The organism is Wenzhouxiangella sp. AB-CW3, assembly GCF_014725735.1.
Taxonomy (GTDB): domain Bacteria; phylum Pseudomonadota; class Gammaproteobacteria; order Xanthomonadales; family Wenzhouxiangellaceae; genus Wenzhouxiangella.
Window position 1 is genome coordinate 288,512 of sequence record NZ_CP061368.1, and the last position, 26,657, is coordinate 315,168.

The window sequence follows — 26,657 nt, forward strand, 5'->3', positions numbered from 1 at the left end:
AACACCATTTCAGGATAGACCGACACCATGGCACGAGTAACCGTAGAAGACTGTATCGAAGCCGTACCCAATCGCTTCGAGCTGGTAATGACCGCCGCCCAGCGCGCCCGCATGATTGCCAATGGCGCCGACCCCCTGGTCGAAGAAGAGTCCGACAAGCCCACCGTGATTGCCTTGCGCGAGATCGCCGAAGGCGAGGTCGACGACGACAATATCGCCAATCTGCAGGCCGAGCTGGACGCCCGCCTGGCCGCCATGCAGGCCGAAATCCCGCAGCCTCCCGAAGACGATCTCGACTGATCGAGTCGGGACCGGAGGTTCCGCCATCGATCGTGCACCCAGTTCCCACTCCGGAAATTCTCTCATGCTGCCCGGCCCGGTTCGCGAGCTGAGAGACCTGCTCAATACCTACCTCGAGCCACAGCAGGTGGCCGTGGTGTTGCGCGCCTATGAAGCCGGTGCCGTTGCCCACGAAGGGCAGAAGCGTCGCTCCGGCGAGGACTACATCTTCCACCCGGTGGCCGTGGCGCGCATCCTGGCCGGCATGCGCATGGACTACCAGACCATCGCCGCGGCCATTCTGCACGACACCATCGAGGACACCCACCTCGAACATGCCGACCTGGAACGCGATTTCGACGAACAGATTGCCAAACTCGTCGACGGTGTAACCAAGCTCGACAAGATGAAGTTCCGCACCCGCCAGGAAGCGGATGCCGAGAGCTTCCGCAAGTTGCTGCTGGCCATGAGTCGCGACCTGCGGGTGATCTTCATCAAGCTGGCCGACCGCCTGCACAACATGCGCACCATCGAGGTCATGAGTCCGGGCGCCCGACGTCGGATTTCGGCCGAGACCCTGCAGATCTACACCTCCATCGCCGGTCGTCTGGGCATGAACGAGTTGCGCGAGGAGCTCGAGGAGCTGGGTTTTCGTCATCTGCATCCCAACCGCTACCGCGTGATTCGCCGCCGGGTGCGCAAGAACGCCGGCAATCGTGCGGAGATCATCGATTCGGTGACCGAGGCGTTGAAGAAGCGTCTGAGCGAAGCCGGTATTCCGGCAAGGGTGGAGGGACGAACCAAGACGACCTACAGCATCTACTGCAAGATGCGCGACAAATCGCTGTCGTTCGACGAGGTCATGGACCTTTACGCCTTCCGCATCGTGACCCATTCCGAGCCGCATTGTTACCAGGCGCTGGGCGTGGCGCATGCGCTCTACAAGCCCAAGCCCGGCAGTTTCAAGGACTATATTGCGCTGCCCAAGCCCAACGGCTATCAGTCGTTGCATACCGTGCTGGGTTCGCCGTTCGATGTGCCGGTGGAAATCCAGATCCGTACCGAGGAGATGGACCTGGTGGCCGAGAAGGGTGCCGCGGCACACTGGCTGTACAAGGCTACGCCCGATGGCTCGACCGCCGTGCGTGCGCGCGAGTGGCTGCTCAAGCTGGTCGAGACGCAGTCGCGTGCCGGTGACTCGGTGGAGTTTCTCGACGCGGCCAAGGCCGAGTTGTTCCCCGACGAGATCTTCGTGTTCACCCCGCGCGGCAAGATCATCGACCTCAAGGCCGATGCCACGGCGCTGGATTTCGCCTATGCCATTCACACCGATGTTGGCAACGAGGCCGTTGGCGCGATCATCGACAAGGAAAAGCTGCCGCTCAATACCCGCCTTGAAACCGGTCAGACGGTGGAGATCCTCACCGAGCCGGGTTCGGCTCCAGAACCGGAATGGCTGGAGTTCGTGGTCACCTCCAAGGCCCGAACGTCGATCCGCTCTCATCTGAAGAATCTCGAACAGGCCGATTCGGTGGCCGTGGGCGACCGTCTGCTCGACCAGGCCCTGGCCCGGCGCGGCTACTCCATGGAGCGGGTGTCGGACCGGCGCCTGGCCCGATACCTGAAAAAGCTCGGCCTGGACCGGATCGAGGACCTGCTGATCCGCATTGCCCGAGGCGACATGCTGGCCGGGGTGGTGGCCCAGAAACTGCTGCCGCTGACCCAACGTCGTCAAACCGAGGGCCCGGCCACCGAGACGCTGACCATTGGCGGCACCGAAGGCAGCGCCATCGACTACGCCAACTGCTGCCATCCCGTGCCGGGCGATCCGATCATGGGCTACCTGTCGCCGGGCAAGGGCATCGTCATTCATCGACAGCGCTGCCGCAACGTGCCTGAACTCAGGAAAGCGCATTTCGAACGTTGCCTGGATGTCGCCTGGGCGCCGGTCATGCGGGGGCAGTTCTCGGTACGACTGAAGATCGTCACCATCAACGGTCCCGGCGTACTGGCTTCGGTGTCGGCCACGCTGAGCGAGGTTGGTGCCAATATCGAGCGAGTCGAGCAGCCGTCGACCACGCGCGAAACCGCCATTCTGCATTTCACGCTGGGTGTCAGGGATCGCAACCAGTTGGCTCGCATCATACGCCGACTGCGAAGAAACCGGCATGTGCTCAAGGTTGTTCGCGAGATCGCATGATGTGAGAATGACCGCCGTTCTGATTATCGATTGCAGGCATGCTACTCAACCATCTTATTGTCGATGACTTTCTGTCCGACCCCGAAACCGTCAGAAAGGTGGCGCTCGGCCTGAACTATCCGAAACCGGAGAAAACAACCTATTTCCCCGGCAGGAACTCGGAAGTGCCGCTGCCCACCGGCGATCTGGACAAAGTGGTTCAGGACATCGTCGGCGAGCCGCTGCGCCCGGCCCCGGGAACGGCTCACGGCAAGTGCCGCATCACGCTGGAAGGCGACACGGGCGATGGCAATGTGCACATTGACAAGGCGCACTGGTCGGGCATTCTGTATCTGAACCTGCCGCACCAGTGCCAGGGAGGAACGGATTTCTTCCGTCACCGGCCCACCGACACCGAACGGGCCCCGGTCACCCCGGAAGACCTGAAGAAGATGGGATACCAGCGCCCTACCGAGGTCTGGGACGACTTCCTGCTCAAGGACACCAACGACATGAGCAAGTGGGAAAAGATCTACAGCGTGCCCATGCGCTTCAATCGTCTGACCCTGTTTCGGCCATGGCAGTGGCACAACGCCGGGCCCAGCTTCGGCCAGTGCAAGGAAACCGGCCGCCTGGTCATGCTGCTGTTTTATGTCCAGGCCTGAGCGGGCCTGAAACCTGAACATCCGGGAGAATCCATCATCATGAACAAGCATCCGATCCATTCCGACCAGGCGCCCGCTGCAATCGGCCCGTATTCCCAGGCCGTGCGTGCCGGCGATACCGTCTACCTGTCGGGCCAGATTCCGCTGGACCCGGCCACCGGCGAGGTGGTCGAGGGTGACTTCGAGGCGCTGGTTGGTCGGGTGTTCGACAACCTGGCGGCGGTGGCCGAGGCTGCCGGCGGATCCCTGGACGACATTGTCAAGCTCAATATCTTTCTCACCGACCTCGGTCAGTTTGCCGTGGTCAACCGGCTGATGGGCGAGCGCTTTTCCGAGCCCTATCCGGCCCGGGCCACGATCGAGGTTGCGGCGCTTCCCAAGGGTGTGCCGGTTGAAATGGACGCGGTTCTGGTGCTGCCCGGCTAGTCCGTCATGTCCCGCCCGGTGGGTGATCTGCCCGGTGTCGGGCCGCAGGTGGCTGCGCGGCTCAAGGCGCTGGGCATCCTCGTGGAAACCGACCTGCTGTTTCATCGTCCGCTACGCTACGAGGACCGCACCCGCATCACGCCCATGAACCGGGTGCGGCCCGACGCCCGGGTGCAGGTGGAGGGCCGGGTGATGCACCAGGAAGTCGTGCAGCGCCGGCGGCGCATGCTGCTGGTCACCCTGGCCGACGACAGCGGCCAGATTACCCTGCGCTATTTTCGTTTCTATCCCAGCCAGTTGCGGATGTTCCGGGTCGGCAATCGCATCCGCTGCTTCGGCGATGTGCGTTTCGGGCCGGAAGGCTTTGAGATGGCCCATCCCGAATGCCGGGTGCTTGGCGCCGGGACGGATCATGCCTTGCCCGAGCACCTCACGCCCGTCTATCCGGTCACCCAGGGACTGGCGCGGGCCACCCTGACCGGGCTGATCGATCGTGCCGTTGAAAGGGTCGAGAATGGCCAGCTCGAATTGATCGATCCGCTGGTCGGGCTGAATGACTTGATGGCGCTGGACCAGGCCGTACTGACCATCCACCGGCCCGGTCCGGGCGAAAACCTCGATGCGCTGGCCGACGGGTATCATCGTGCTGTCCAGCGTCTGGCCTGTGAGGAGTTGCTGGCCCACCATCTCGCCCTGGCGCGGCTCAATCGGGCCCGGCAGCGTCAGCACGCCGTGGCGCTGGGCCCCGGGACGGCGCTGCGGAATAGCCTGCTGGAGCGTGTCGGTTTCGAGCCCACGGCAGCCCAGCGGCGCGTGGTGTCCGAGATCGTGGATGATCTGGTCGATGAGCGCCCCATGCGGCGCCTGCTGCAGGGCGATGTCGGCTCCGGCAAGACTCTGGTGGCGGCCAGCGCCATGCTGACCGCGGTTGCGGCCGGTCGTCAGGCGGCCATTGTCGCGCCCACCGAGATCCTGGCCGAGCAACACTTCAATACGCTCTCGGGCTGGCTGGAGCCGCTGGGGCTGAAACTGGCCTGGCTGGCCGGCAAGGTAAAGGGCAAGGCCCGTCGCCAGGCGCTGGAGGCGCTGGCCGGGGAGGCCGATATTGCCATCGGCACCCATGCCCTGTTTCAGGCCGGCGTGCGTTTTCGTGACCTGGCGCTGATCGTGGTCGACGAACAGCACCGCTTCGGTGTTCATCAGCGCCTGTCGCTGGCGGCCAAGGGCAGTGCCGGTGAGCGCGTGCCCCACCAACTGGTCATGACCGCCACCCCGATTCCCAGAACGCTGGCCATGACCGCCTATGCCGGACTGGAAGTCTCGGTCATCGATGAATTGCCGCCCGGGCGCAAGCCGGTGACCACGGTGGCCATCAGTCAGGGCCGGCGCGAGGAGATCATCGAGCGGCTGCGTCGCGCCCTGGCCGAGGGCCGCCAGGCCTACTGGGTGTGTCCGCTGATCGAGGAGTCGGATCTGCTCGAGGCCCAGGCGGCCGAATCCACGGCCAGCGAACTGGAACGCGCCCTGCCGGGGTTTTCCGTCGGGCTGATCCACGGGCGCATGAAAGCGGCCGAAAAACAGGACATCATGGCGCGTTTCAGCGCCGGTGACATTGACCTGCTGGTGGCCACCACGGTGATCGAGGTCGGGGTCGATGTGCCCAATGCCAGCCTGATGATGATCGAGAATGCCGAACGCCTGGGACTCTCGCAGCTACACCAGTTGCGCGGGCGGGTCGGGCGCGGCAGCGCTCAGGCGGCCTGCGTGCTGATCTACAAGCCGCCGCTGGGCGACACCGCGCGGGCGCGCCTGGAAACCATGCGCGAAACCACCGATGGCTTCGTCATCGCCGAAAAGGACCTGGAACTGCGCGGCCCCGGCGAGGTGCTGGGCACCCGCCAGACCGGCATGCTGAGATTCCGGGTGGCCGATCTCGGCCGCGACGCCGAACTGCTCGACCCGGTCAGGAATCTTGCCGAACGGCTGGACCGCGGGGGTGCCGATATCGTTATTGAACGCTGGATTGGAGAGGCGGAGCAGTTTGTGGACGTTTGAGGGGAAGGTGTAAAGGTGAAAGGGCGCGCGTTGACCGCTGACAAAGTCAGCTCTCTCTCGCCTCTACTTTCTCCTTCCTTTTACCTTTCACCTTTTACCTCACCGCACCTCAGCCCACTGGGCTGAGGCGCACCACGAACTCGGTCATGTACCAGGTTGTGGTGGCTTCGAAGCCGGAATCGCTCAGGCCGTAGACCCACAGCCGGCCCTGTTCGTCGGTATTGACCTCGAAATCCTGTCCGGCGGTGCTGACCCGCTTGAGTTGCCATGGTGAATCGGGGTCGCCGCACCACTGGTCGTCCAGGCGGTTGGCCATGTCGCCCACGGCCAGTGCGTAGCGTCCGGGAGCTGATTGCTGGCCGAGGTCGATGGACGGGCGGCGCATGGGCGGCATCTCGCCCGAGCCGTTGTCTTCGAGCACGTAGTCCGGCTGCTCGCCCGATGCACCCAGGCGCACGAATACCGACTCGCCCGGCGAGCCGCCGACACCGAAACAGCCCGATGGAACGTTAGTGGCGAACTGCATTTCCAGCTCCAGTCGGTAACGGGTATCCGGCTCCAGGCCGTCGATCAGCCGCATCAGGACCATCATCAGGTCGTCGGTGCGGTTGTTGCCACTGATCGCCAGGCCGTGGCGTCCGCTCCACTGCGCGGGCAGTTCCTCGTGGCCCCAGTCCAGCTCCATGAACTCTTCTTCGCCCTGCCAGTAGTCGAGAAACAGGGCCTCGAATCCGGCCGGCCCGCGGTCGAGATTGAAGCGCCGGGTTTCATCGAACCGATCCTGGGCCGGGCAGCGCGAGCCGTCCATGCGGGTCAGGCGCTCCAGATTCAGCTCGCCGTCGGCCAGGAAGGTATCCACGGGTGCGTAGGACAGCGTTGCCGCATCACACCCGGTCAGCTGCAGCTCGATCTCTCCCCACACTTCGCCCTGAATGTCCTGGTGGTTGAAGCCGTCCGGAAAACTGGCGCCCCGGTAACGACGCATTTCCGCGTTCAGGGTATCGCCGCCGGCATCGCCCAGCCCGAGCAACCACAGGGGATCGCCGTTCATGTCGTAGGTGAACCAGGCCACCAGCACCTGACTCTTGTCCAGCATCTCGATCTGCACACCATGGCCGGGGCGTTCGGGTTCATACCAGTTGCCGGTGATGTCGGAGTCGATGTAGTTTGCCTGCCCGTCGGCGGCCAGTGCCGGAAAGGCCATCAGTGCGAAAATGGCCGCAACAAGGAGGATCTGCAAGGCTCGTTTCATGGCGTCGATTGCGTTGACAGCGGTGAATTTCACCCTCAAAGGTAACAAGAGTGATGCGCACTGTCACCCCTTTTCAGTACCTTGATCCCCGGATAAGGATTCGCCTGAAAACGAAGAAGCGCACCAGTTGGAGTGGTTACGGCACAATGCCGGGTGACAAAACCAATCACTCCAAAGGTGCGCTTGATGGACAGGATAACGGGAACGCCGACCAAGGTCGAAGTGGATTTCACGGATGCGCGTCTGACGCATCGAGGTGGATGGGTTTTTCTGGGTCAGGCCTTCAAGCGGCTGGATCTGGGCAGACGTCTGTCGCAGGCGCTGTCGCTCAAGCGACGTCGCCGGGGCGCGTCGGATGCTGAGATGGTGTTGAGCCTGGTCGCCTCGCAGGTGGCGGGAGGCGGTGCGCTATCGGATGTGGATGCGTTGCGTTGCGACGACACGTCTGGTCGCTTGCTGGGTTTGGCGGAGGTCCCTGACCACCGTCGCCTGGGCGAGTGCTTGAGCCGCTTCGGTGCGGCAGACGTTGAGGGACTTGAGCGACTGGTGGGCTCGGTAGCGGCTGAGCTGGCGCCTGAGGTGATTGCTCATGAGCAAAGCCGGCGGGGCTATGTGCCAGTGTTTATCGATGGCTCGGCCATTGAGGTTGAAGGCCGGCTGTTCGAAGGTGCGGGCAAGGGCTATGACGGCACCCAGCAGTACTGGCTGCACGGGGTGTTCGTTGGCGGGCTTAGGGCTGCCGGTCATCTGCATCCAGGCGGAGTGGCGGTGACGGCGGGCTGGCGCGAGCAGCTGGAATCGATCCGCCAGTGGTTCGATCCGGATGACGCCGTCTGGGTTCATGTGGACAACGCTTATTACGGCCGTGAGTTTGTCGACTTCTGTCACCAGCAGGGCTGGGGCTACTCGGTCAGCGTCACCCACGATGGCTTCCGGGCGCCGGTCCTGCGCATGCTCCAGGGCTTGCCTGAGTCGGCCTGGACTGACATCGGCATGGGGGAACAAGCCACGCTGGTCCATCACCGTCCTCAAGGCTGGCGCGAACACGCCCATGTGGTGATCCGGCGCACCCATGACGGTGCCCAGCAGCGGCTGGAGCCGGCCTATACCGTCACCCTGGTCTCCCGCGATGATCTCCCGGTGGGCGAACTGGTGGCACGCCACCGCCAGAAGCAGGGCCAGGAGAACGCCTTCAAGGGGCCGCTGATCGATCTGGATCTGCACCATCCGCCCTGTCGACGCTTCCATGCCAATCAGGCCTACTACTTGTGCGGGCAACTCGCCCAGATCCTGCTCAGAATGCTGCAGTACGACTTCCTGCCCGCCGAGAGCCGCAAACACTCGATCCGGCCTATCATCCGCTACCTCATCCACACCCCGGCTCGACTGGTAAGGCGAGCGCGGCAGTGGCGGCTGGACTTTGCCAAGACCACCTTCCGACTCGATTGGCTGTATCACGCCGCCTGCCAGCTCGAGTAGCCGTCTACGACCTCACTCAGGCCATCAAGATCGACTGGAGAGCACCGGTCACGGGCAGGTGCGGCCCGATGACACAAAACTTCAGCACAACACCCCTCAAACACCGCTCTCAAGCATCCGACGGACCTCATTCAAAAGAAGAGGGACTCCAATACGTGCCGCCGGAAGCCTGCCCGGCAATCTCTGAGCCGCTTGGCAGGCTTATCAGGGAATCAAGGGGTTTCAGTAGTGCGGTGCTGCAAGTCCGGCGCTCGATATGCGATACTAATGCGTTCCGTACGGCCCGGTACTGCGGGTGGCCAGAGCGTCAGCGGCCGCCAAGCGGCAGTTCGGCCTGCCTGCAACCCCTTTACAAGCAACCGCCTGCCAAGGAGAGCCCGGTGACAGAGCGCAAACTCACCCTGACCGATTCCGAATCCGGAAAAAGCCTGGACCTGCCGGTCGTTGCCGGCACCGAAGGTGATCCCACGCTGGATATCAGCAAGCTTTATTCGACGCTGGGCTACTTCAGCTTTGATCCTGGTTATGGCGCCACCGCAAGCTGCAAGAGCGACATCACCTACATCGATGGCGATGCCGGCATCCTGCGCTATCGCGGCTATCCCATCGAGCAACTGGCAGAGCAGTCCAGTTTCGTCGAGGTGGCCTACCTGCTGCTCAACGGTGAGTTGCCCGATGCCGACCAGTATGCCGGGTTCGAGCGCGACATCACCTACCACACCATGGTGCACGAGAAGCTCAACACCTTCATGCAGGGCTTCCATTACAACGCACATCCCATGGCCATCCTGTCTGGCGTGGTCGGCTCCATGGCCGCCTTCTACCACGACAAGCTGGATGTCAACGATCCCGAGCAGCGCGTGCTGGCGGCCAAGCGGCTGATTGCCAAGATGCCGACCATTGCCGCGGCGGCCTACCGTCACCACATGGGTTGGCCCAGTGCCTATCCGCGCAACTCCCTGGGCTATTCAGAGCGCTTCCTGCACATGATGTTCTCGGTGCCGGCCGAACCCTACGAGGTCAATCCGGTGGCTGCCAGGGCACTGGACCTGCTGTTCATCCTGCACGCTGATCACGAACAGAACGCCTCGACCTCCACCGTGCGCCTGGTCGGCTCGACCGGGGCCAACCCCTATGCCTGCGTGGCCGCCGGCATTGCTGCGTTGTGGGGGCCGGCCCATGGCGGCGCCAACGAGGCTGTGCTCAACATGCTCAACGAGATCGGCGATGTCAGCCAGGTGGGCAAGTACGTCGAAAAGGCCAAGGACCGCAACGACCCGTTCCGGCTGATGGGTTTCGGTCATCGCGTCTACAAGAACTTCGATCCGCGCGCGACCATCATTCGCAAGGCCTGCCACGAAGTGCTCGAAGAGCTGGGCCAGCAGGACCCGCTGCTCGACCTGGCCATGGAGCTGGAAAGAATCGCCCTGGAAGACGACTACTTCGTCGAGCGCAAGCTCTACCCCAATGTCGACTTCTATTCCGGCATCATCTACAAGGCGCTGGGCATTCCGACCAGCATGTTTACCGCCATGTTCGCCATCGGCCGCACCGTCGGCTGGGTCAGCCAGTGGCTGGAACAGGCCGGCACTCCCCACCGCATCGGCCGCCCCCGCCAGGTCTATACCGGGGCCGGCGAGCGTGATTATGTGGATATCGCCAAGCGCTGATGCGCTTGGCGAGGTGAAAGGGATAAGGAAAAAGGTGATAAGGTGAAAGGAAATTCAGGCTGGTACTTGATCCGTTAGCCTGGTGCTCCTGAATGCCCCTTGTTTTTCCTTTTACCTTTTACCTTTTCCCATATTTCCTCTCACAAAAACAAATCCGGCAACAACTCCTCGCCCGGCTTCACCGCATAACGATCCAGATCCGTCACCCCCGCCTTCTCCAGCACTTCGTCGTCGATGAAGAAGTGTCCGGTGAACTGGCGTGATGGTCGCGTCAGTACCCAATGGGCGGCGTCGGCCATGATTTCGGGCTTGCGGCAGTTTTCCGGGTTGACTTCGCCGCCGAGCATGGCCAGGGCGGCGGTGGCGATGACGGTTCTGGGCCACAGCGCGTTGACGGCAATGCCGCGATCACGAAACTCTTCCGACATGCCCAGCACGCACATGCTCATGCCATACTTGGCCATGGTGTAGGCCACGTGCGGGGCGAACCATTTCGGGTCCATGTTCAGCGGCGGTGACAGGTTGAGGATGTGCGGGTTGTCGGCTTGTTCCAGCCACGGCAGAGCCTGTTGCGAGCAGACGAAGGTGCCGCGGGTATTGACGCTGTGCATCAGGTCATATCGCTTCATGGGCACTTCGGGGGTGGGTGCCAGGTAAATGGCCGAGGCGTTGTTGACCAGGATGTCGATGCCCCCGAAGTGGTCGGCGGCCGCTGTCATGGCCTCGCCCACGGCCTGTTCGTCGCGGATGTCGACTTTCAGCGGCAGGGCGCGGCCGCCTGCGGCCTCGATGTCTTCCGCCGCGCTGTGGATGGTGCCCGGCAGTTTGGGGTGGCGGCGGTCGGTCTTGGCGGCGATGGCGACGTTGGCGCCATCGCGCGCGGCACGCAGTGCGATGGCCAGGCCGATGCCGCGCGAGGCGCCGGTGATGAACAGGGTCTTGTTGGCGAGTGACTGGGTCATGAATGCTGTCCTATTCCGGTGTGAGGGGTATGCTACATCGGAGAAGGGGTACACGGCGCGCGCCGGCTGAAGCATGGATACCGGGTTTCTCGCCAATCTCAATCAGCTGCTCCAGTCTCATCCGGTCTGGCTGGTGGCGATGGCCTTTGCCTTCGCGCTGCTTGAATCACTGGCCATTGTCGGAATTTTCATCCCGGGCATCGTTCTGTTGTTCATCGTCGGCACGGTGATCGGTGCCGACCCGGTGCTGTTCTTCTGGTGCTGGCTGGGGGCGGCCGCCGGCGCACTGTGTGGCGATCTGGTCAGTCACTGGGCGGGTTCGCGCTTCCGGTCGGAGATTCCGCGGCTCTGGCCCCTGAGTCGGCGCCCCGACATGCTCGCCGCCGGACAGGACGCGGTACTCCGCCATGGTGGCAAGGCGGTGATCATCGGTCGCTTTGTCGGGCCGCTGCGACCGGTGGTGCCGCTGGTTGCGGGCATGATGAGCATGCCCATGCGTGCTTTTCTGGCCTTCTCCATTCCGGCCTGCGTGTTGTGGGCGCCGGCTTACCTGCTGCCGGGCATGCTGTTTGGCGCCTCGCTGGAACTTGCTGCCGAGTTTGCCGGCCGCCTGGTGGTGATCCTGCTGGTCGTGGTGCTGGGTGGCTGGATGGCAGTCTGGCTGACGCGGCTGGTTTACAACTTTACCGCCCGTCGCAGCGCCTGGTGGCTCAAGTCGCTGATTCGCTGGAGCAGCGAGCACCCGCTGCTGGGGCGAGTGGTGGCGCCGCTGTTCGAGCCCGGCAAGCGCGAGTTGCTTTCCGTGGCCCTGCTGGGATTACTGCTCCTGGTGTCGCTGGCGTTGCTGCTGGGGGTTTTGCTGGTCGCACCGTTCGCTACCGGGGCCTTGGGTGCCGAGCAACAGGTGGCCGGCTGGGCGGCGAGTCTGCGCAGTCATGCCGCCGACCCCGTTTTTGCCGCGCTGTCGCTGGCCGGTGAGATGCCGGTGATGGGTATGGTGGCCGCCATCATGACGCTGTTGCTGCTGGCGGTTCGACGCACCAATGCGGCCTGGCACTGGCTGGTGGCCACGGCCGGGGCATGGCTGCTGGCGGCCATGCTGGCCGCATTGATGAGGCGGCTGGTTGAGGCGCCGGAAGCGATGCCTTCGCTGGGCGAGATTCCCCATCGCGCAACCGTGCTGACCACTGCGGTGCTCGGGTTCTTTGCCGTGATGATTGCCAAGGATCTGCCGGCCGGATTGCGCAAATGGCCTTACCTGCTGACCAGTCTCATGCTGATGCTGGTCTGCCTGGCCAATCTGTACCTGGGGCGGGTATCTCTTGGCGGCATTCTCGCGGCCCTGGCCCTGGGGGGCGGTTGGGTCGCGCTGGTGGGTATCGGCTATCGCCAGCGTGCCCTGCCGCGCAGCCGGCCGTTCCTGGTGGCCCTGGTGTTCTATGGCCTGCTGGTCATTCTGGGCGGTCAGCATGCCGGGAATCACCTGCAATCGATGCTCGAGGCCTCCCGCCTGGCGCCGACGGAACGTCATCTGAGCCTGTCGGAGTGGCTGTCCGAGGGTTGGGCGGCCCTGCCCGAGCGACGATCGCGGATCGGTGCCGCCGCGCTGCAGCGCTTCGATCTGCAGGTCGCTGGCGATCTGGATGCGCTGGCCTATCAGCTCGAGTCTGCCGGCTGGCATCGGCCCGAAACGGAAGTGGCGAGCCCGTGGACCCGGCTGGCCGAACCCGGGGACGATGCCCTGGCCATGCCGCACCTGCCGCGTGAGTTTGCCGGGCGTCCGGAGCACCTGGTGCGTGTTCTGCCCGTCGGCGAGGAGCAGATGGTGGTGCTGAGGCTGTGGTCGTCCGGTGCCAGGGTGCAGCCAGGGGGAGTGCCGATCTGGCTTGGCCAGGTGCGAACCGTAGCTCCGGCGCGACTGTTCGGGCTGATCCGTTATTGGACAGTGACCGAGCCGGAAGGCAAGCCGGCCGATGCACAGTTGGAAAGCGCGTTGTCAGGTCATGTGCAATTGACCGTTTCGGAGGCGTTACGGCTGTACTTCGAGCCGGCGCTCAGTGTGCCGAGTCATCCGGCTCATCGGCCGGGTCCTGCAGAAGGCTCACGAGGGCTTCCAGTCGACTGACAGGGTCGCTCATCTCAAGCAGGGCCTGGGCATGCTCGAGTTCCAGCGGCAGCAGCGCGGCCAGGCAGCGCCCCAGCTCGACGGCATCGTCGATGTCGATATCGATGTCACTGGCGGTTTGTCGATGACTCAGCAATTCCTGCATCAGGGTCTGAAGGGCAGCAAACCGGGCCGGCACGGCCGCGGCCGGTTCTGGAGGCAGCCAGTCGACCGTGCCGATCAACAGTCCATCGTCGCGCGCGCGTGTATCGATGATGCGGAACCGGCGTCGGCCTTCGCAGCGAAGCCCGAGCAAGCCATCGTCAAGGGTCGAGAAATCGGTAATGATGGCCTCTGTTCCGATGCGCGCATGGCGGGCGCGTCCGGCCTGCGCTGCCGGCCAGGCACAGATCACGCCGAAGCCGCTGTCGGCGCGAGTGCAGTCGCGCACCATGCTCAGGTAGCGCTGTTCGAAAATGCGAAGCGGCAGCGTCGCGCCGGGAAACAGCACGGTCTGCAGCGGGAACAGGGGCAGTTCGGTGCTCACGCGAGGCGGTCGAAGAAGCGTTGTGGCGCGGATTCAAAGCCGCGGTTGCTCATGAACACGACATGGTCGCCGGGCCGGACCTTGCCGGCCAGGTCGTCGAGCAGCGCTTCGACACGGCTGCGCGGACGGCCCTCGCCCCCGCATCGTTCCAGCACATCGTGTGGGTCCCAGTCCATGGCCTCACTGGTGCGCAGCCAGACATGGTCGGCGGCGGCCAGGGCGGCCGGGAGTTCGTTGACATGAAAACCGCCGCGCATGGTGTTGCTGGCCGGTTCCAGGGCGACCAGAATGCGCGCGTTGCCGACGGCCCTGCGCAGCCCCTCCAGGGTGAGTCGAATGGCGGTGGGGTGATGCGCGAAGTCGTCGTAGACATGGACACCGCCACACTCGCCCAGTCGTTCCAGGCGCCGCTTGACGCCGCCGAAGCGGGCCAGTGCCTCGATGGCCCTGGCGACCGGGACGCCGGCCTCGCCGGCCGCGGCGATGGCGGCCAGTGCATTGAGTGCATTGTGGCGGCCGGTCTGGGTCCAGTTCAGTTCGCCCTGTGATTCGCCCTGGTGGAATATCTCCAGGCGGCGACCGGAAGGCTCGATCAACCGTACCTGCCATTGCCCACTGTCGCTGTCGTGAAAACCAAACGGGACCTGTCGGGTCCAGCAGCCCATGTCCAGCACTTCAGCCAGTTCGCTGTCAGCGGCGTTGACCAGGATGCTGCCGTTGCCGGCAATGGTTCGCACCAGGTGATGGAACTGGGTCTGGATCGAGGCCAGGTCGGGGTAGATGTCGGCGTGGTCGAACTCGAGGTTGTTGAGGATGGCGATGCGGGGGCGGTAGTGCACGAACTTGGCCCGCTTGTCGAAAAAGGCCGTATCGTATTCGTCGGCCTCGACCACGAAATACTCCTCGCCGGCACGAGCCGAGACACCGAAGTCGGTGGGAATGCCGCCGATGAGAAAGCCCGGTGCCAGCCCGGCCTGTTCCAGTATCCAGGCCAGCATGCTGGCGGTAGTGGTCTTGCCATGCGTACCGGCCACGGCCAGTACCTTGCGCCGACGCAGGTAGTTTTCGCCCAGCCAGCGCGGGCCCGAAGTAAACGGGATGTTCTCGTTGAGGATGTGCTCCACGGCCGGGTTGCCGCGACCCAGGGCGTTGCCGACGATGACCAGGTCGGTGTCGGCGGCGATGTGCTCGGGCCGATAGCCCTCGGCCAGGTCGATGCCCAGTTGCTCGAGCTGGGTGCTCATCGGAGGGTAGACGTTCTGGTCCGATCCGCTGACTTCGTGTCCGTCAGCGCGAGCCAGGGCGGCCACGCCACCCATGAAGGTGCCGCAGATTCCGAGAATATGTATTTTCACAGGGGTCCAGCCAACGTGGTGATGACAAACAGGGTCAGAGCAAACAATATCACCGCGACGGCCAGGCCGGCGGCGAAGGTGGTGTCGAGCGCATGCCGCCAGATGTGGGCATCGACGGCAAATGACCAGATGAACACGATCAGAGCGGCCAGCGCGGTCCAGGTGGCGGGTTCGCCGGCGCCGGCGCTGACGGTCAGTGGCAGGCTGATGGCGGTCAGCAGGGCGCTGGTGCCGAACTGGGCGGTGACGGTCTGCTGCCAGCGTTGGGGTAGTCGTCTGAGGGTCAGGACGATGCGGGCCAGGATCAGCGGCAGCACCAGCGCCAGTGCCAGCACCAGTCCGGCCTGATCAGGCGCCTCGCCCAGTGTCATGGCCATGCCCGATACCAGCAGGTACAGTAGCATGGCCAGGGCCAGGGAGGTGTTGCCGACAGGCAGGTCCTGGGGTCCCAGGCGCAGGGTCACGATTCCGAACAGGCGCGCGATGAAGTCAGACATGGAACAACATGATCCGCCCGGACAAGTGCTGGATTGCAGCGGCAGTGTCTGCCCCGAACCCGTGTTGCAGACTCGCCGCGCGGTTGCCGGCATGAGCCCCGGAGATATTCTCGAGGTGTGGGCCACCGACCCCCTGGCTGAACTGGACTTGGCCGTCTACTGTGAGCATGCGGGTCACGAGTTGCTGCTGGCAGAAACCGTCGACGGCACGGTGCATGTCCGGATTCGTGTCAGCCCAGGGCGTCAGCCAGGCGCTGGTTGATGTCCTCGATGCTGCCGATGCCGTCAATCTCGGCCAGCAGTCCGTGTTCGCGATAGTGCTCCGATACAGGGGCGGTCTGCTCCCGGTAGACCTTCAGGCGATTGCGGACCACTTCCTCGGTATCGTCGGAACGCCCTTCCTCTTCGGCACGTCGGGCCAGTCGCTGAATGATCTGTTCTTCGTCGACTCGCAGCTCCAGGGCCTTTTCCACTGGTTGCTCCAAACGCTCGAGCAGTTCGTCCAGTGCGCGTGCCTGGGCGAGATTGCGAGGGTAGCCGTCGAGAATGAAGCCCGGCTGCACATCCGCCGCGCCAAGACGTTCTTCGATCAGGCCCAGCACCAGTTCGTCGGGCACGAGCTCGCCGCGGTCCATGAAGGACCGGGCCTGCCGGCCCAGGGGCGTTTCATCGGCCACTGCCGAGCGCAGCAGGTCGCCGGTGGAGATGTGTGGAACCTTGATGCGGTCCTTGAGTAGGGCAGCCTGGGTGCCCTTGCCTGAGCCAGGCGGGCCGAGCAGTACGATACGCATGGTTTGCTGTTTGTCGCAATGAGGGGAAATGGAAACAAGCCGGCAAAATTAACCGGAATGGGTCTTGAGTGTCAAATGGGCCGGGGTTATGAGTGCATAACCAGAAAGTGTGTCTTGTGTCATGTTTCTGGGCAGGACATTCCGTTATTCTGCCGGGTCTGAAACCCGCATCTTCAAAGACAGCCAGTCATGGCAAGACGAAATCTTCTGTATGCCCAGTCCGGCGGTGTCACGCCGGTCATCAATGCCACCGCGGCCGCGGTCATCGAGGCTGCGCGCCGCAGGACTGATGCATTCGGTCAGGTGCTGGCCGCTCGGGATGGCATCGTCGGTGTGCTGACAGAGCGGCTGATTGATACGGCCAGTCTGCAGGATGACGAGCTCGCCGCGCTCTCTCATACGCCGGGAGGCGTCTTCGGTTCCTGCCGCTACAAGCTTCGCGACGTGGCCGAGGACCGGCGCGAGTACGAGCGCATCATCGAGGTTTTTCGGGCCCACGATATCGGCTGTTTCCTCTACAACGGCGGAAACGATTCGGCCGATACTGCATGGAAGCTCTCGCAGGTGGCCGAGCGGCTCGAGTATCCGCTGCAATGCATTGGTGTGCCCAAGACCATCGACAACGACCTGGCGGTGACCGACAGTTCGCCGGGTTTCGGTTCCGTGGCCAAGTACGTGGCGGTGTCCATTCTCGAAGCCAGTCTTGATGTGTTGTCCATGGCTTCCACCTCGACTCGGGTGTTCGTGCTGGAAGTGATGGGCCGGCATGCGGGCTGGATTGCCGCGGCCGCGGGCCTGGCGCAGCGCGAGCAAGGCGATCCGCCCCAGGTGATCCTGTTGCCCGAGCGCGGCTTCGACCAGGCGCGCTTTCTGGATGCCGTGCAGCAATCAGTCGAGCGGAATGGCTACTGTTCAGTGGTGGTTTCAGAAGGACTGCGGGACCAGCAAGGTCAGTTTCTGGCCGATGCCGGTGGCAAGGATGCTTTCGGCCATCGTCAGCTCGGCGGTGTCGGACCCATGATCGCAGAGCTGATCACGGACCAGCTTGGTTTCAAGAACCACTGGGCGGTGGCCGACTACCTGCAGCGTTCGGCTCGGCACATTGCCTCGCAGACCGATCTCGAGCATGCGCGTGCGGTCGGCGAGGCCGCCGTCGAGCTGGCCGTCGAGGGGCAGAACGGCGTCATGCCGGTGATTCGCCGGATTTCGGACCATCCCTACCGCTGGACCACCGAGGCGGCATCCCTTGAGCGCATCGCCAATCAGGAAAAGACCCTGCCGGATCACTTCATTTCCGAGGATGGATTCGGCATTACGCCGGCCTGTCGGGAGTACCTGGCGCCGCTGATTCGCGGCGAGGCCTTTCCGCCGTTTGCCGCCGATGGTCTGCCGCGCTATGTGCGACCGAGGCTGGCCGAATTGCCGCGCCGGCTGGATCGTTTTCCGCTCTGACTGCCGGCGGTTCGTCGCCATATTGCAACCCGCGCTGCAAGCGGCTACCCTGCCGGGTTTATCCCGCATAGTCTGCCCGCCGCCAAACATCATGTCTTCCAAACTTACAGCGCTCAATGAATGGGTCGATCAGGTCGCCACGCACACCCGCGCCAGCCAGGTCTCTTGGTGTGATGGATCTGCAGCCGAAAATGAACGTCTGATTGCTGCGATGCTGGAGTCCGGCGATCTCGAAAAGCTCAATCCGGACACCCACCCCGACTGCTATCTGCACCGCTCCGATCCGGACGATGTGGCCCGGGTCGAACACCTGACCTTTGTCTGCACGGAAGACCCGGACCAGGCCGGGCCCAATAACAACTGGATGGCCCCGGCCGAGGCCCATGCCCTGATGAAGGGGCTGTTTGCCGGCTGCATGGAGGGCCGCACGCTCTACGTTGTGCCCTATTGCATGGGTCCCGTCGATTCACCGCTGTCGCGCTGCGGTGTGGAAATCACTGACAGCCCTTATGTCGTGGTCAATATGCGCCTGATGACGCGCATGGGGGCCGATGCGCTGGCGCGCATCGAGAACGACGGTCATTTCGTCAAGGGTCTGCACTCGACCGGCGAGCTTGACCCGGACCGGCGCTACATCATGCATTTCCCGGAGGAACTCAGCATTCAGAGTTTCGGTTCGGGCTATGGCGGCAATGCCCTGCTGGGCAAGAAGTGCCATGCGCTGCGCATTGCCAGTTACCAGGCGCGAACCGAGGGCTGGCTGGCTGAACACATGCTGATTGTCGGTATCGAGAACCCGCAGGGCGAGGTTCGTTACGTGGCCGGCGCATTCCCGTCGGCCTGTGGCAAGACCAACCTGGCCATGCTGATTCCGCCGGCAGCCTACCGCGAGGCCGGCTGGAAGGTATGGACAGTTGGCGACGACATCTGCTGGTTGCACCCGGGCGAGGACGGGCGCCTGTGGGCGATCAATCCGGAAGCTGGCTTCTTCGGTGTGGCGCCGGGCACCGGCAACAAGACCAATCCGAATGCCCTGGCCATGCTGGATTGCGAGGCCATTTTTACGAATGTGGCGGTCACCGAGGACAACCAGCCCTGGTGGGAAGGTCTGGACGACCGCGTGCCGGCGAAAGACTGGCGCGGGCGTGATTTCGATCCGCGGCAGGGCCCGGCGGCCCATCCGAACTCACGCTTCACGGTTTCGATCAAGCGTTGCCCGAGTTATTCCGAGGTCGCCGAGAGCGCATCGGGCGTGCCGATCGACGCTATCCTGTTCGGCGGACGTCGGGCCGGCCTCGCTCCGCTGGTGCTGGAGGCGCGCGACTGGCGCCATGGTGTGCTGCTGGGTGCCGGCATGGCGTCGGAGACCACGGCTGCGGCGACCGGCGCGGTGGGTGTGGTGCGGCGCGACCCCATGGCCATGAAGCCATTCTGCGGGTACAACTTTGGCGACTACTGGGCGCACTGGCTGGAGGTGGGTTCGAAACTGAGCCATCCTCCGAAGATCTTCCAGGTCAACTGGTTCCGGCGCGACGCCGACGGCCGCTTCATCTGGCCCGGCTTTTCCGACAACATGCGCGTGCTGGAGTGGGTGCTCGACCGTTGCCTGGGGCAAGCCCAGGTTCGTGAAACGGCGGTTGGTGGCTTGCCGGAGGATGGAGCCATCAATACTGATGGCCTGGAGCAGCACCCGGACATGGAAGCGCTGCTCGAGGTGGAACCGTCGGCCTGGCTGGCTGAACTGGACGATATTGCCGCCCACCTGGAGCAATTCGGCGGTCGTGTGCCGGGTGAGCTGCGCCAGGAGCTGGACCGGGTCGCAACGCGGCTTGGCGAGGCGGGATGAGTGAATCCTGGGCCCTTGTCGCATTGGTCTTTTGAGATGGCGTGAAAATCGTTTCGCTTTATCCAAAAACAGTTGAATATCAAGCTTTTCTTTGTTCAGAGAAGATTAGCTTCGCGTTCAGAATGTATTGGCAATCCCCTTTTCATCGCCATTCGATGATGCTAGTATCGGCGGCGAGTCGGAGGGCCGGCCTTGCTCGGGTCGCCATTTTGGCGTGCCGGTGTAGCCGGACTTTTCGCTCAGGCCGTGCGCTGTGAATAATCAGGTGCACTGTCGAACGCATATAGAAAAGCCCTTAAATGGTGCAAATCAGAAGATAGCTTATTGAGTGCAAATCAAGAAGACAAACTGGAGAGTCTGATGAAGTTGTATAAGCGAAATTCATTAACAGAGTCGGTACGGCTGGCTCTTGGGGTCGGGTTGATCGCGACCGCCATGGCGACCGGTGGATCGGTCTGGGCGCAGGACACCGATGATGACGGTGATCTTGACGACATTATTGATCGCATTGCCGTAACCGGTACTCGCGTAGTCTCGCCCGGCCTGCTGTCGAGCAGCCCCATTACTTCGATTGATGATTCAGAGTTGCAGTTCCGCCAGTCTGCGTCGATCGAAGACGTCATCCGTGAGCTGCCTGTCGCGGTGCCGGCGCTTGGCCCGGGTACCAATAACGGAACCGGCGGCGGTAGCACGGTCAACCTCCGTGGCCTGGGTTCGAACCGAAACCTGGTGCTCATCAACGGCCGTCGTATCGTGCCGTTCAACCTGACCGGTCAGGTCGACACCAACATTGTCCCCGTTGCCCTGCTTGAGCGGGCCGACCTGGTGACTGGTGGTGCCTCCGCCGTGTACGGTGCTGACGCCGTCTCCGGCGTGCTCAACTTCGTGATGCGTTCGGATTTCGAAGGCGTGGAGCTGTCGAGCTTCTACGGCATGTCGGAAAAGGGTGATGCCGATCGCACCCGCACCGACTTCATTGTTGGCGCCAACACCTCAGATGGTCGCGGTAACGTCACCATGGCCCTCAGCTACACCGATATCGAGCCCCTGACGATGGGTGAGCGTGACATCGGTGAGTTCTCCCTGTTTTCCGATACCGGCCAGCCCGGTGGTTCCTCGGCCGGCGTGCCCACCTTCTCGCTGGTGGAGCTGGTAGAAGGTGAGGGATCCGTACTGGCCCAGTGGGATCCGGATCAGGGGCGGTTTACCGACGACCTGCAGCTCTACAACTACAACCCGACGAACTTCTACCAGGGCGCACTGGAGCGTACGCAGGCCACGGCGCTGGCCCGCTACGAAATCATCCCCGAAGTGGAAGCCTACGGTGAGTTCATTTACATGGACAACACGCGCCGGGCGCAGTTGGCCCCGTCGGGCACCTTCTTCAATAACTGGAATGTCCCGATTGGCAATCCGTTCCTCACCGACGAGGGTCGTGCCCAGATCTGTGCCACGCACGATATCGCCCCTGAGGACTGCGTTGCCGGCAGCACCGAAGAAGTCACGATGCAGGCCCGTCGTCGCATGACCGAGCTTGGACCGCGTCTGAACGACTTCGAGAACGACGTTTACCAGTACACGGTAGGCGCGCGTGGCGACATCGGCATCAACTGGACTTATGACGCGTACTGGTCGCAGGGCCAGGCGTCGCAGGTTCAGACACAGGGCAACTGGGGTTCCAATTCCCGCGTTCAGCAGGCCCTGCGTGCGGTTGAAGTTGATGAGTGCCTGGACGATTCCAACAACTGTGTTCCGCTGAACCTGTTCGGACCGGAAGGTTCGATCACCGACGAGATGATCGACTTCATCAACCTGTCGTCGTTGTCGACCCAGACGGTCGATCAGGAGGTTGGAGCATTGACCTTCGCCGGCGATCTGGGCGACATTCGCAGCCCGATGGCCGATGAGCCGATCGGTGTTGCTGTCGGTGCTGAGTATCGACGTGTCGCTGCCGCCACCCTGTCCGATCAGGCTTCGCAGATTCAGGGCGAAGTGCTGGGGACCGGTGCGCCCACCCCCGATCGCTCGGGCGCCTTCACGCTGCGTGAAGTCTACGCCGAAATGATTGCCCCGATTGTCCAGGGCGTCACCTTCGAAGGTGGTTATCGCTACACCGACTTCTCGGTTGCCGATGAAAGCTCGACCTCGTACGACACCTGGAAGGCCGGCCTCAACTGGGAGGCCACCGACGAGCTGCTGGTTCGAGGCATGGTGCAGCGCGCCACGCGTGCGCCTAACGTGAACGAGCTGTTCGCTCCGCAGGTCTCCGGCCTGTCGAACCTGGGCACCGACCCCTGCCAGGGCGATCGGATCAACCAGGACGAAGCCGGTACCCCGGGTACGCTGTCCAATCTCTGTGTGCAGACGGGCGTTCCGACCGGCGTCGTGGGTAACCTGCCTTCGCCGGCTGCTGGCCAGATCAACGTGCTCTCCGGCGGCAACCCCGAGCTGGGCCCCGAGGAAGCCGATACCTGGACGGCCGGGGTTGTTTGGCAGCCGTTCTTCGTCGATGACCTGACCGTCACGGTGGACTACTATCGCATCGAGATTGAAGATCAGATCTCCTCGCCCAGTTCCACCGACCTGCTGGAGCAGTGCTACGATCCGGCTCTCAACCCGGGTTTCGAGTTCAACGAGGCCTGTTCGTTGATCCTGCGCAGCCCGACCGGTGGCGACCTCAATGCTTCGGATGCGCTTGGCGTGGTCACGGCACTGTCCAACTCGGGTCGGTCGAAGACCGAAGGTATCGACCTGGGCGTGAACTACGGCATGCCGCTCCCGAACGACATGGGTGACCTGAGCTTCACGCTCAACCTTACCCGTGTCTTGAACTGGGAGTTTCAGGACAGCCCGGCCTCCTCTGCACGTGATTGCCTTGGCTACTACAGCGTGGCATGTAACGAAGCAACCGGCGCCGGCCTGATTCACGAGACGCGCTTCAACCAGCGGACGACCTGGACGCGTGGTGATTACGATGTCTCGCTGAACTGGCGCTACATGAGCGGTCTGGACGTCGAGCCGGGATCCGGTGATTGGCTGGACGACTTCTCGAGCATCAGTAGCTTCAGCTACTTCGACCTGTCGGGTGCATGGCGCATCAACGAGAATGTCCGGCTCAATGCCACTATCAACAACCTGTTCGACAAGAGCGCTCCGAACGTCGGCGACACCATTGGCTCGACGGCAGCCAACAGCGGTAACACCTTCCCGCAGTTCTACGATGTGCTGGGTCGGTTCTACACGCTTGGGGTGAACGTCAGCTTCTAATTGCTGAACTGTCGTTAGCCTTGCAGGGCGGGTCCTTTCGGGGGCCCGCCCTTTTTTTAGCAGGCATCGCTGATACTGCGACTGCCGTGTGGAGTCTTCTTTCCCCTTCGTTGGGTTTGCTAAAAGAATTCACCACAGAGGCACAGAGGGCACAGGGAAAGAAACGGAAAGAGAGTTGGAGTTTAAAGGGGTGCCGCTGCGTGCCCACTGTGATCCAGTCTCTTGTTTATGTCGAGACAGTGGGTTGCGGATCGTGCGGGGGAGTAGGCCGCACCTTTTATCGGGCTTCGGGAAGTCCTTCCTTGAGCGCCAGCAGTGTTTCGTCCCAGGGCATGTCTGCATTGCCCACCTTGCGGCTCAGCCGCATGGCTTCGAGCAGGGCATCCTCGGCCCGCTGGGCCTGGCCCCTGGCGCTGGCGACACGTGCCATTCCGGCGTGAAACAGTGGTTCCTCGTCGTCCAGCCGGATGGCTCTGGCATACAGCGCCTCGGCACGTTCGAGTTCGCCGAGCCGCTCGAAATTGCGCCCGATCGACCAATGCAGATAGGGGTCGCGAGGTAACCGGTCATTACAGACCGTTACCGACTGACCCTCTGCAAGTCCGACACCAGCGGTTCGCCAGCGAACGTGTCTTTCCAGACCTGTGGCACCAGCTCTCCGACCCGGCTGGCCGGGTGCTCGTTGACGCGCTGTAGCACATCCACCAGGTAGGTGTAGGGGTCGACCTCATGCAGCCGGCAGGTCACCAGCAGGCTCTGGATCACGCCGATATGACGAGCGCCGAGTTCCGACCAGCTAAAGAGCCAGTTCTTGCGGCCCATCGGGATCGGCCGAAGGGCCCGCTCCAGATGATTGGTATCGATCGGGACATCGGGGTCGCTCAGGAACACCTGCAAAGCGGCCTGACGCCCCGCCACATAGCCGAGCGCCTTGAGCAAAGGGCTGGACCTGGCCAGATCCATGCGTTGACGCTGCTGATCACACCAGGCCCAGAAGGCCTTGACGACCGGGAGACTGTGCTCGGCCCGCCAAGTCAGCTTCTTGTCGCCATGCAGATCCTTCTGGCGGATCTGGCGCTCGATCTGGTAGAGCTGACCGATCAGCTCCAGCGCCTCGTTGGCAGCCTTGGGCTCGGCTTTCAGCGCCGCCTCGAACTTGCGTCTGGCGTGCGCCCAGCAGTTGGCATGAGTGACGGCAGGACGTTGGTCCACATACTTGGTATAAGCCGAGTGCCCGTCGGTCACCAAGGTGCCATCGAGCTGCTCACCCAGAGCCTGGGTCACGACTTTGCTGCCGCGTGAGTCGGAGAAGATGAAGCAGACTTCATCATCCTCCCCATACACCGGCCAGAACCAGCCCTGTTTCATCTTGCCCGGCTTGCCACGTCCAGCCTTGATCGGCGTTTCGTCCATCGCCAGGACTTTCGAGCGCAGGATGTGTTCGAGCTGGGCATCATAAACGGGCTTGAGCAGCCTGATGGCTCGCTCAACCAGTTGGGTCAGCGTATTGCGGCTGACCGTAATGCCGCTCATAGCCAGCCGCTGATGCTGACGGTACAGGGGCAGGTGATAGCAGAACTTGTCGATCAGCAGGCCGGCCAGGAAGCTGACATCGGCCAGGCTGCCCTCCAGCACGTTGGCCGGGGTGGGTGCGGTGTGGATGTGGTCGCTACGCTTGTCCTTGACCACGGCCCGGCGATACTCCAGCACCACGTAGCTACCGGGCCGTTGGGCCAGACGATGCGTGACCTTCTCATCGATCACCTCACGGTGCTCCCGGGGGATCGATTCGGCCTCCGGATCCGCTACATGGATCACTTCGACCGGCACGTCCTCGTTGAAGCGAAGACCCGAGTCGGTAACCGCATCACCGCGTTCCTTGGCACCCTTGCGACGGGTATAGCTGACTTGTTCAGTCGGTGTCGGGGATTCTGATTCAGGCAACGCATTGAACAGCAGTCCGCTACGGGCATCCTGATCGATCAGGCGCTTCTCGGACTTGCGCCCAAAGACTTGACGTTGAAGCCAGGCAAGCTGTTGCTTGACGGACTGAAGCTCCTCGCGCAGCGCGTCATTCTCATTACGCAACTGGACATTCTCGCTCGTCGTGCTATCCGTCTTGGAAGTGGCCTCAACCATGGGCTGCATTATACCTTGCTACAGCGCCGACAGGATGCTGATAGCGCTTGAACTGACGCGATTTCTGGACCTGAACACCATCAAGCAACAGCTTCAACTCCGTCCAGCTCAAGGCCTGTTTCTCGCCACGCTGGCAGTTGTAGTTGAATTGCCCTTGCTCGAGTCGCTTGGACCAAAGACAGTAGCCGCCACGATCAAAGTACAGCACCTTCATGTAGGTCCGTCGGCGATTGATGAACACGAACAGGTGACCACTCATCGGGTCTTCATTGAGCTGGTTGCGCGCCAGTGCCGCCAACCCGTCAAACTGCTTGCGCATGTCGGTGGGCCGCGCGTACAGCCACACTCGAACACGGTCTTCTGGAAAGAACATCAGCTGCGACGGAAGCGGAGGCACACACCATTACCGAGGTCCAGCTCAATGTCCCAGCCAGGGTCAGTTGCCGCCAGACCCCCCAGGTCGATCCATGGCTCAGACTCTGCCGATTCCTCGGCACGAGAGTCAGATTCCGATGACAGCTTGCGTTTCCAGTTACAAAAGGTGCTCAATGAAAGCCCCTCGCGTCGGCAGAAGACGCTTTGAGTCAAGCCGCTATCAGCCTGCTTGGAAATCAGACTTCTCCATTGATCAGCAGATCGGCGGATACGGGTCGTGCGTGACATGGTTTGCTCCTTGGTGAGTTCGGGAGCAGGTTAGCGGCCCACATCCGCTTGGGGAAGAACGGCCCCGAATGACCGGTTACGTCGCGAGAGCGAATGCCATCAATGCGCTCCAGCATCTTCTCGGCCAGATATTCCTGCTCTTCGCGCTGATACAGTTCGTAGAGGTTGAACAGTACGCTGGTGTTCTCGGGGGCTAACTCCAGTGCCCTTTCGAAATGCCGGCGCGCTTCGTCGGTGTGGCCCAGGCGATTCTCGATCACGCCGCGGTTGTTGAGTGCGGCCGAGAATTCCGGCGCCAGCTCCAGGGCCACGTCGCTCCATTGTCGTGCGGCTTCCAGCCAGCCTTCTCCCAGCAGTTCGGCCGCGCGATTGTTGTAGAAGTGCGCCAGGAGTCGCTCCCGGCTGATGTCGCGCGCCCGCCGGGTATTGGCCAGTTGGCGGGAGCGGATGGGGTCGGGCTCGAAGTCCACCACGGCACGACGCTGGGGTGTGACCACCCGGACATTGACATGGCCCGACTCATACACCGAGCTGCCGTCGCGTCGCCAGTTGATCGGGGCCTGGACCTCGCGCGCGGTGGTGTCCAGGCCGAGGTGGTCGGCCATGGCCAGAAAGATCAGCGTGAAGGACAGGCAGTTGGCCTGACCGTCCTCAATGGCGCCGGTCACGTCGCGAGTGGGTGAGTGCAGGTAGCTGAGGTTCAGTCCGCCGGACCTGAGCATGTAACGCACGACCTGGTCGAGCCGTCGATCGCTGGAGCGGGTGTGGCGAATAATCCTTGCATCGAGTTGCTCGATGATTTCATCGGGCAACGTCAATACGGCCTCGGGTTCCGGTGGCGGCGGCGCCGCGGATACCGTCATCGCCAGTGCTGCCGCTTGAACCCATTGCATCATGCGCTCTCGCTAGATTCGGGTCAGGTCGCCGGTCCTTCCGGGTGTTTCGGAATCAATTCTGCTCCGGGCGAAAAATGGAATTCCGATCTTATAGACCATGAGTTGGCCAATTGATTCCTCGGGAAATCCACGA

Annotated in this window: 23 protein-coding genes; 12 read left to right on the forward strand and 11 right to left on the reverse strand. The window is 62.8% G+C overall.

Annotated features, from left to right (window positions below; genetic code table 11):
• Window positions 1-27 precede the first annotated feature (27 nt).
• The 5 genes from rpoZ to recG all read left to right on the forward strand — a co-directional run bounded on the left by rpoZ (window position 28) and on the right by recG (window position 5,604).
• Window positions 28-300: a DNA-directed RNA polymerase subunit omega gene (gene rpoZ, locus IC757_RS01205; protein WP_190975594.1), complete on the forward strand. Its 273-nt coding sequence runs from the start codon at window positions 28-30 to the stop codon at window positions 298-300.
• 64 nt (window positions 301-364) lie between these two features.
• Window positions 365-2,479, forward strand: coding sequence for a RelA/SpoT family protein (locus IC757_RS01210; RefSeq protein ID WP_190975595.1), 2,115 nt, complete (start codon window positions 365-367; stop codon window positions 2,477-2,479).
• A gap of 38 nt (window positions 2,480-2,517) precedes the next feature.
• A complete protein-coding gene (locus tag IC757_RS01215) occupies window positions 2,518-3,123 on the forward strand; it encodes a DUF6445 family protein (protein ID WP_190975596.1) in 606 nt (201 codons plus the stop codon).
• Between the two features lie 39 nt (window positions 3,124-3,162).
• On the forward strand, window positions 3,163-3,549 hold the full coding sequence (locus IC757_RS01220; RefSeq protein ID WP_190975597.1) for a RidA family protein: 387 nt from the start codon (window positions 3,163-3,165) through the stop codon (window positions 3,547-3,549).
• Between the two features lie 6 nt (window positions 3,550-3,555).
• The gene (gene recG / locus IC757_RS01225) at window positions 3,556-5,604 is read left to right on the forward strand and encodes an ATP-dependent DNA helicase RecG (RefSeq protein ID WP_190975598.1); all 2,049 of its coding nucleotides are present in this window, start codon (window positions 3,556-3,558) and stop codon (window positions 5,602-5,604) included.
• A 109-nt stretch (window positions 5,605-5,713) separates the two neighbouring features.
• Here the strand turns inward: recG and IC757_RS01230 are convergent, their stop codons facing one another.
• A complete protein-coding gene (locus tag IC757_RS01230) occupies window positions 5,714-6,856 on the reverse strand; it encodes a hypothetical protein (RefSeq protein ID WP_190975599.1) in 1,143 nt (380 codons plus the stop codon).
• 186 nt (window positions 6,857-7,042) lie between these two features.
• On the opposite strand from IC757_RS01230, the gene IC757_RS01235 reads away from it, so the two are divergent.
• A complete protein-coding gene (locus tag IC757_RS01235; protein WP_190975600.1) occupies window positions 7,043-8,335 on the forward strand; it encodes an IS1380 family transposase in 1,293 nt (430 codons plus the stop codon).
• A 380-nt stretch (window positions 8,336-8,715) separates the two neighbouring features.
• Window positions 8,716-10,005: a citrate synthase gene (locus IC757_RS01240; protein ID WP_190975601.1), complete on the forward strand. Its 1,290-nt coding sequence runs from the start codon at window positions 8,716-8,718 to the stop codon at window positions 10,003-10,005.
• 140 nt (window positions 10,006-10,145) lie between these two features.
• Here the strand turns inward: IC757_RS01240 and IC757_RS01245 are convergent, their stop codons facing one another.
• Window positions 10,146-10,967: an SDR family oxidoreductase gene (locus IC757_RS01245; RefSeq protein WP_190975602.1), complete on the reverse strand. Its 822-nt coding sequence runs from the start codon at window positions 10,965-10,967 to the stop codon at window positions 10,146-10,148.
• Between the two features lie 73 nt (window positions 10,968-11,040).
• Between IC757_RS01245 and IC757_RS01250 the strand changes: the two genes are divergently transcribed.
• Entirely contained in the window at window positions 11,041-13,092 is a 2,052-nt protein-coding gene (locus IC757_RS01250) for a VTT domain-containing protein (RefSeq protein ID WP_190975603.1), read from the forward strand.
• Here the strand turns inward: IC757_RS01250 and IC757_RS01255 are convergent.
• The 3 genes from IC757_RS01255 to IC757_RS01265 are packed head-to-tail and all read right to left on the reverse strand — an operon-like array spanning window position 13,022 to window position 15,470.
• A complete protein-coding gene (locus tag IC757_RS01255; protein WP_223846199.1) occupies window positions 13,022-13,618 on the reverse strand; it encodes an LON peptidase substrate-binding domain-containing protein in 597 nt (198 codons plus the stop codon). The two genes, IC757_RS01250 and IC757_RS01255, sit on opposite strands and share 71 nt — an antisense overlap.
• Entirely contained in the window at window positions 13,615-14,973 is a 1,359-nt protein-coding gene (gene mpl / locus IC757_RS01260; protein WP_190975604.1) for a UDP-N-acetylmuramate:L-alanyl-gamma-D-glutamyl-meso-diaminopimelate ligase, read from the reverse strand. The genes IC757_RS01255 and mpl overlap by 4 nt, the downstream gene beginning before the upstream one ends.
• Window positions 14,970-15,470 (reverse strand): hypothetical protein, encoded by a 501-nt coding sequence (locus tag IC757_RS01265; protein ID WP_190975605.1) that lies wholly within the window; start codon window positions 15,468-15,470, stop codon window positions 14,970-14,972. Before IC757_RS01265 ends, mpl begins: the two co-directional genes overlap by 4 nt.
• Between IC757_RS01265 and IC757_RS01270 the strand changes: the two genes are divergently transcribed.
• Window positions 15,469-15,732: a sulfurtransferase TusA family protein gene (locus IC757_RS01270; RefSeq protein ID WP_190975606.1), complete on the forward strand. Its 264-nt coding sequence runs from the start codon at window positions 15,469-15,471 to the stop codon at window positions 15,730-15,732. The genes IC757_RS01265 and IC757_RS01270 overlap by 2 nt on opposite strands.
• On the opposite strand, the gene IC757_RS01275 is transcribed toward IC757_RS01270, so the two are convergent.
• A complete protein-coding gene (locus IC757_RS01275) occupies window positions 15,701-16,261 on the reverse strand; it encodes an adenylate kinase (RefSeq protein ID WP_190975607.1) in 561 nt (186 codons plus the stop codon). The genes IC757_RS01270 and IC757_RS01275 overlap by 32 nt on opposite strands.
• A gap of 189 nt (window positions 16,262-16,450) precedes the next feature.
• Between IC757_RS01275 and IC757_RS01280 the strand changes: the two genes are divergently transcribed.
• The 3 genes from IC757_RS01280 to IC757_RS01290 all read left to right on the forward strand — a co-directional run bounded on the left by IC757_RS01280 (window position 16,451) and on the right by IC757_RS01290 (window position 22,826).
• Window positions 16,451-17,713 (forward strand): 6-phosphofructokinase, encoded by a 1,263-nt coding sequence (locus tag IC757_RS01280; RefSeq protein WP_190975608.1) that lies wholly within the window; start codon window positions 16,451-16,453, stop codon window positions 17,711-17,713.
• 91 nt (window positions 17,714-17,804) lie between these two features.
• The gene (locus IC757_RS01285) at window positions 17,805-19,559 is read left to right on the forward strand and encodes a phosphoenolpyruvate carboxykinase (GTP) (protein WP_190975609.1); all 1,755 of its coding nucleotides are present in this window, start codon (window positions 17,805-17,807) and stop codon (window positions 19,557-19,559) included.
• Window positions 19,560-19,919: 360 nt separating this feature from the next.
• Window positions 19,920-22,826: a TonB-dependent receptor plug domain-containing protein gene (locus IC757_RS01290; RefSeq protein WP_190975610.1), complete on the forward strand. Its 2,907-nt coding sequence runs from the start codon at window positions 19,920-19,922 to the stop codon at window positions 22,824-22,826.
• A 277-nt stretch (window positions 22,827-23,103) separates the two neighbouring features.
• Here the strand turns inward: IC757_RS01290 and IC757_RS01295 are convergent, their stop codons facing one another.
• The 5 genes from IC757_RS01295 to IC757_RS01310 all read right to left on the reverse strand — a co-directional run bounded on the left by IC757_RS01295 (window position 23,104) and on the right by IC757_RS01310 (window position 26,524).
• Window positions 23,104-23,256, reverse strand: a complete 153-nt coding sequence (locus IC757_RS01295; RefSeq protein WP_190975611.1) for a hypothetical protein — start codon at window positions 23,254-23,256, stop codon at window positions 23,104-23,106.
• Between the two features lie 149 nt (window positions 23,257-23,405).
• On the reverse strand, window positions 23,406-24,965 hold the full coding sequence (tnpC, locus tag IC757_RS01300; RefSeq protein WP_190975612.1) for an IS66 family transposase: 1,560 nt from the start codon (window positions 24,963-24,965) through the stop codon (window positions 23,406-23,408).
• Window positions 24,958-25,338, reverse strand: a complete 381-nt coding sequence (gene tnpB, locus IC757_RS01305) for an IS66 family insertion sequence element accessory protein TnpB (protein WP_190975613.1) — start codon at window positions 25,336-25,338, stop codon at window positions 24,958-24,960. The genes tnpC and tnpB overlap by 8 nt, the downstream gene beginning before the upstream one ends.
• Complete coding sequence (tnpA, locus tag IC757_RS16950; protein WP_411913464.1) at window positions 25,338-25,628, reverse strand: IS66 family insertion sequence element accessory protein TnpA; 291 nt, start codon at window positions 25,626-25,628, stop codon at window positions 25,338-25,340. The genes tnpB and tnpA overlap by 1 nt, the downstream gene beginning before the upstream one ends.
• The gene (locus IC757_RS01310; RefSeq protein WP_190975614.1) at window positions 25,577-26,524 is read right to left on the reverse strand and encodes a tetratricopeptide repeat protein; all 948 of its coding nucleotides are present in this window, start codon (window positions 26,522-26,524) and stop codon (window positions 25,577-25,579) included. The genes tnpA and IC757_RS01310 overlap by 52 nt, the downstream gene beginning before the upstream one ends.
• Window positions 26,525-26,657 lie beyond the last annotated feature (133 nt).

What these genes read in the sequence shown, in the direction of transcription:
- IC757_RS01310 (WP_190975614.1), bottom strand. Translation starts at nt 26,524, where the DNA reads ATGATGCAATGGGTTCAAGCGGCAGCACTGGCGATGACGGTATCCGCG.
- IC757_RS01250 (WP_190975603.1), top strand. Translation starts at nt 11,041, where the DNA reads ATGGATACCGGGTTTCTCGCCAATCTCAATCAGCTGCTCCAGTCTCAT.
- rpoZ (WP_190975594.1), top strand. Translation starts at nt 28, where the DNA reads ATGGCACGAGTAACCGTAGAAGACTGTATCGAAGCCGTACCCAATCGC.
- IC757_RS01220 (WP_190975597.1), top strand. Translation starts at nt 3,163, where the DNA reads ATGAACAAGCATCCGATCCATTCCGACCAGGCGCCCGCTGCAATCGGC.
- IC757_RS01235 (WP_190975600.1), top strand. Translation starts at nt 7,043, where the DNA reads ATGGACAGGATAACGGGAACGCCGACCAAGGTCGAAGTGGATTTCACG.
- tnpC (WP_190975612.1), bottom strand. Translation starts at nt 24,965, where the DNA reads ATGGTTGAGGCCACTTCCAAGACGGATAGCACGACGAGCGAGAATGTC.
- recG (WP_190975598.1), top strand. Translation starts at nt 3,556, where the DNA reads ATGTCCCGCCCGGTGGGTGATCTGCCCGGTGTCGGGCCGCAGGTGGCT.
- IC757_RS01210 (WP_190975595.1), top strand. Translation starts at nt 365, where the DNA reads ATGCTGCCCGGCCCGGTTCGCGAGCTGAGAGACCTGCTCAATACCTAC.
- IC757_RS01290 (WP_190975610.1), top strand. Translation starts at nt 19,920, where the DNA reads ATGAAGTTGTATAAGCGAAATTCATTAACAGAGTCGGTACGGCTGGCT.
- IC757_RS01275 (WP_190975607.1), bottom strand. Translation starts at nt 16,261, where the DNA reads ATGCGTATCGTACTGCTCGGCCCGCCTGGCTCAGGCAAGGGCACCCAG.
- IC757_RS01285 (WP_190975609.1), top strand. Translation starts at nt 17,805, where the DNA reads ATGTCTTCCAAACTTACAGCGCTCAATGAATGGGTCGATCAGGTCGCC.
- IC757_RS01280 (WP_190975608.1), top strand. Translation starts at nt 16,451, where the DNA reads ATGGCAAGACGAAATCTTCTGTATGCCCAGTCCGGCGGTGTCACGCCG.
- IC757_RS01230 (WP_190975599.1), bottom strand. Translation starts at nt 6,856, where the DNA reads ATGAAACGAGCCTTGCAGATCCTCCTTGTTGCGGCCATTTTCGCACTG.
- IC757_RS01295 (WP_190975611.1), bottom strand. Translation starts at nt 23,256, where the DNA reads ATGGCACGTGTCGCCAGCGCCAGGGGCCAGGCCCAGCGGGCCGAGGAT.
- IC757_RS01265 (WP_190975605.1), bottom strand. Translation starts at nt 15,470, where the DNA reads ATGTCTGACTTCATCGCGCGCCTGTTCGGAATCGTGACCCTGCGCCTG.
- IC757_RS01245 (WP_190975602.1), bottom strand. Translation starts at nt 10,967, where the DNA reads ATGACCCAGTCACTCGCCAACAAGACCCTGTTCATCACCGGCGCCTCG.
- IC757_RS01215 (WP_190975596.1), top strand. Translation starts at nt 2,518, where the DNA reads ATGCTACTCAACCATCTTATTGTCGATGACTTTCTGTCCGACCCCGAA.
- tnpA (WP_411913464.1), bottom strand. Translation starts at nt 25,628, where the DNA reads ATGTCACGCACGACCCGTATCCGCCGATCTGCTGATCAATGGAGAAGT.
- IC757_RS01270 (WP_190975606.1), top strand. Translation starts at nt 15,469, where the DNA reads ATGGAACAACATGATCCGCCCGGACAAGTGCTGGATTGCAGCGGCAGT.
- tnpB (WP_190975613.1), bottom strand. Translation starts at nt 25,338, where the DNA reads ATGTTCTTTCCAGAAGACCGTGTTCGAGTGTGGCTGTACGCGCGGCCC.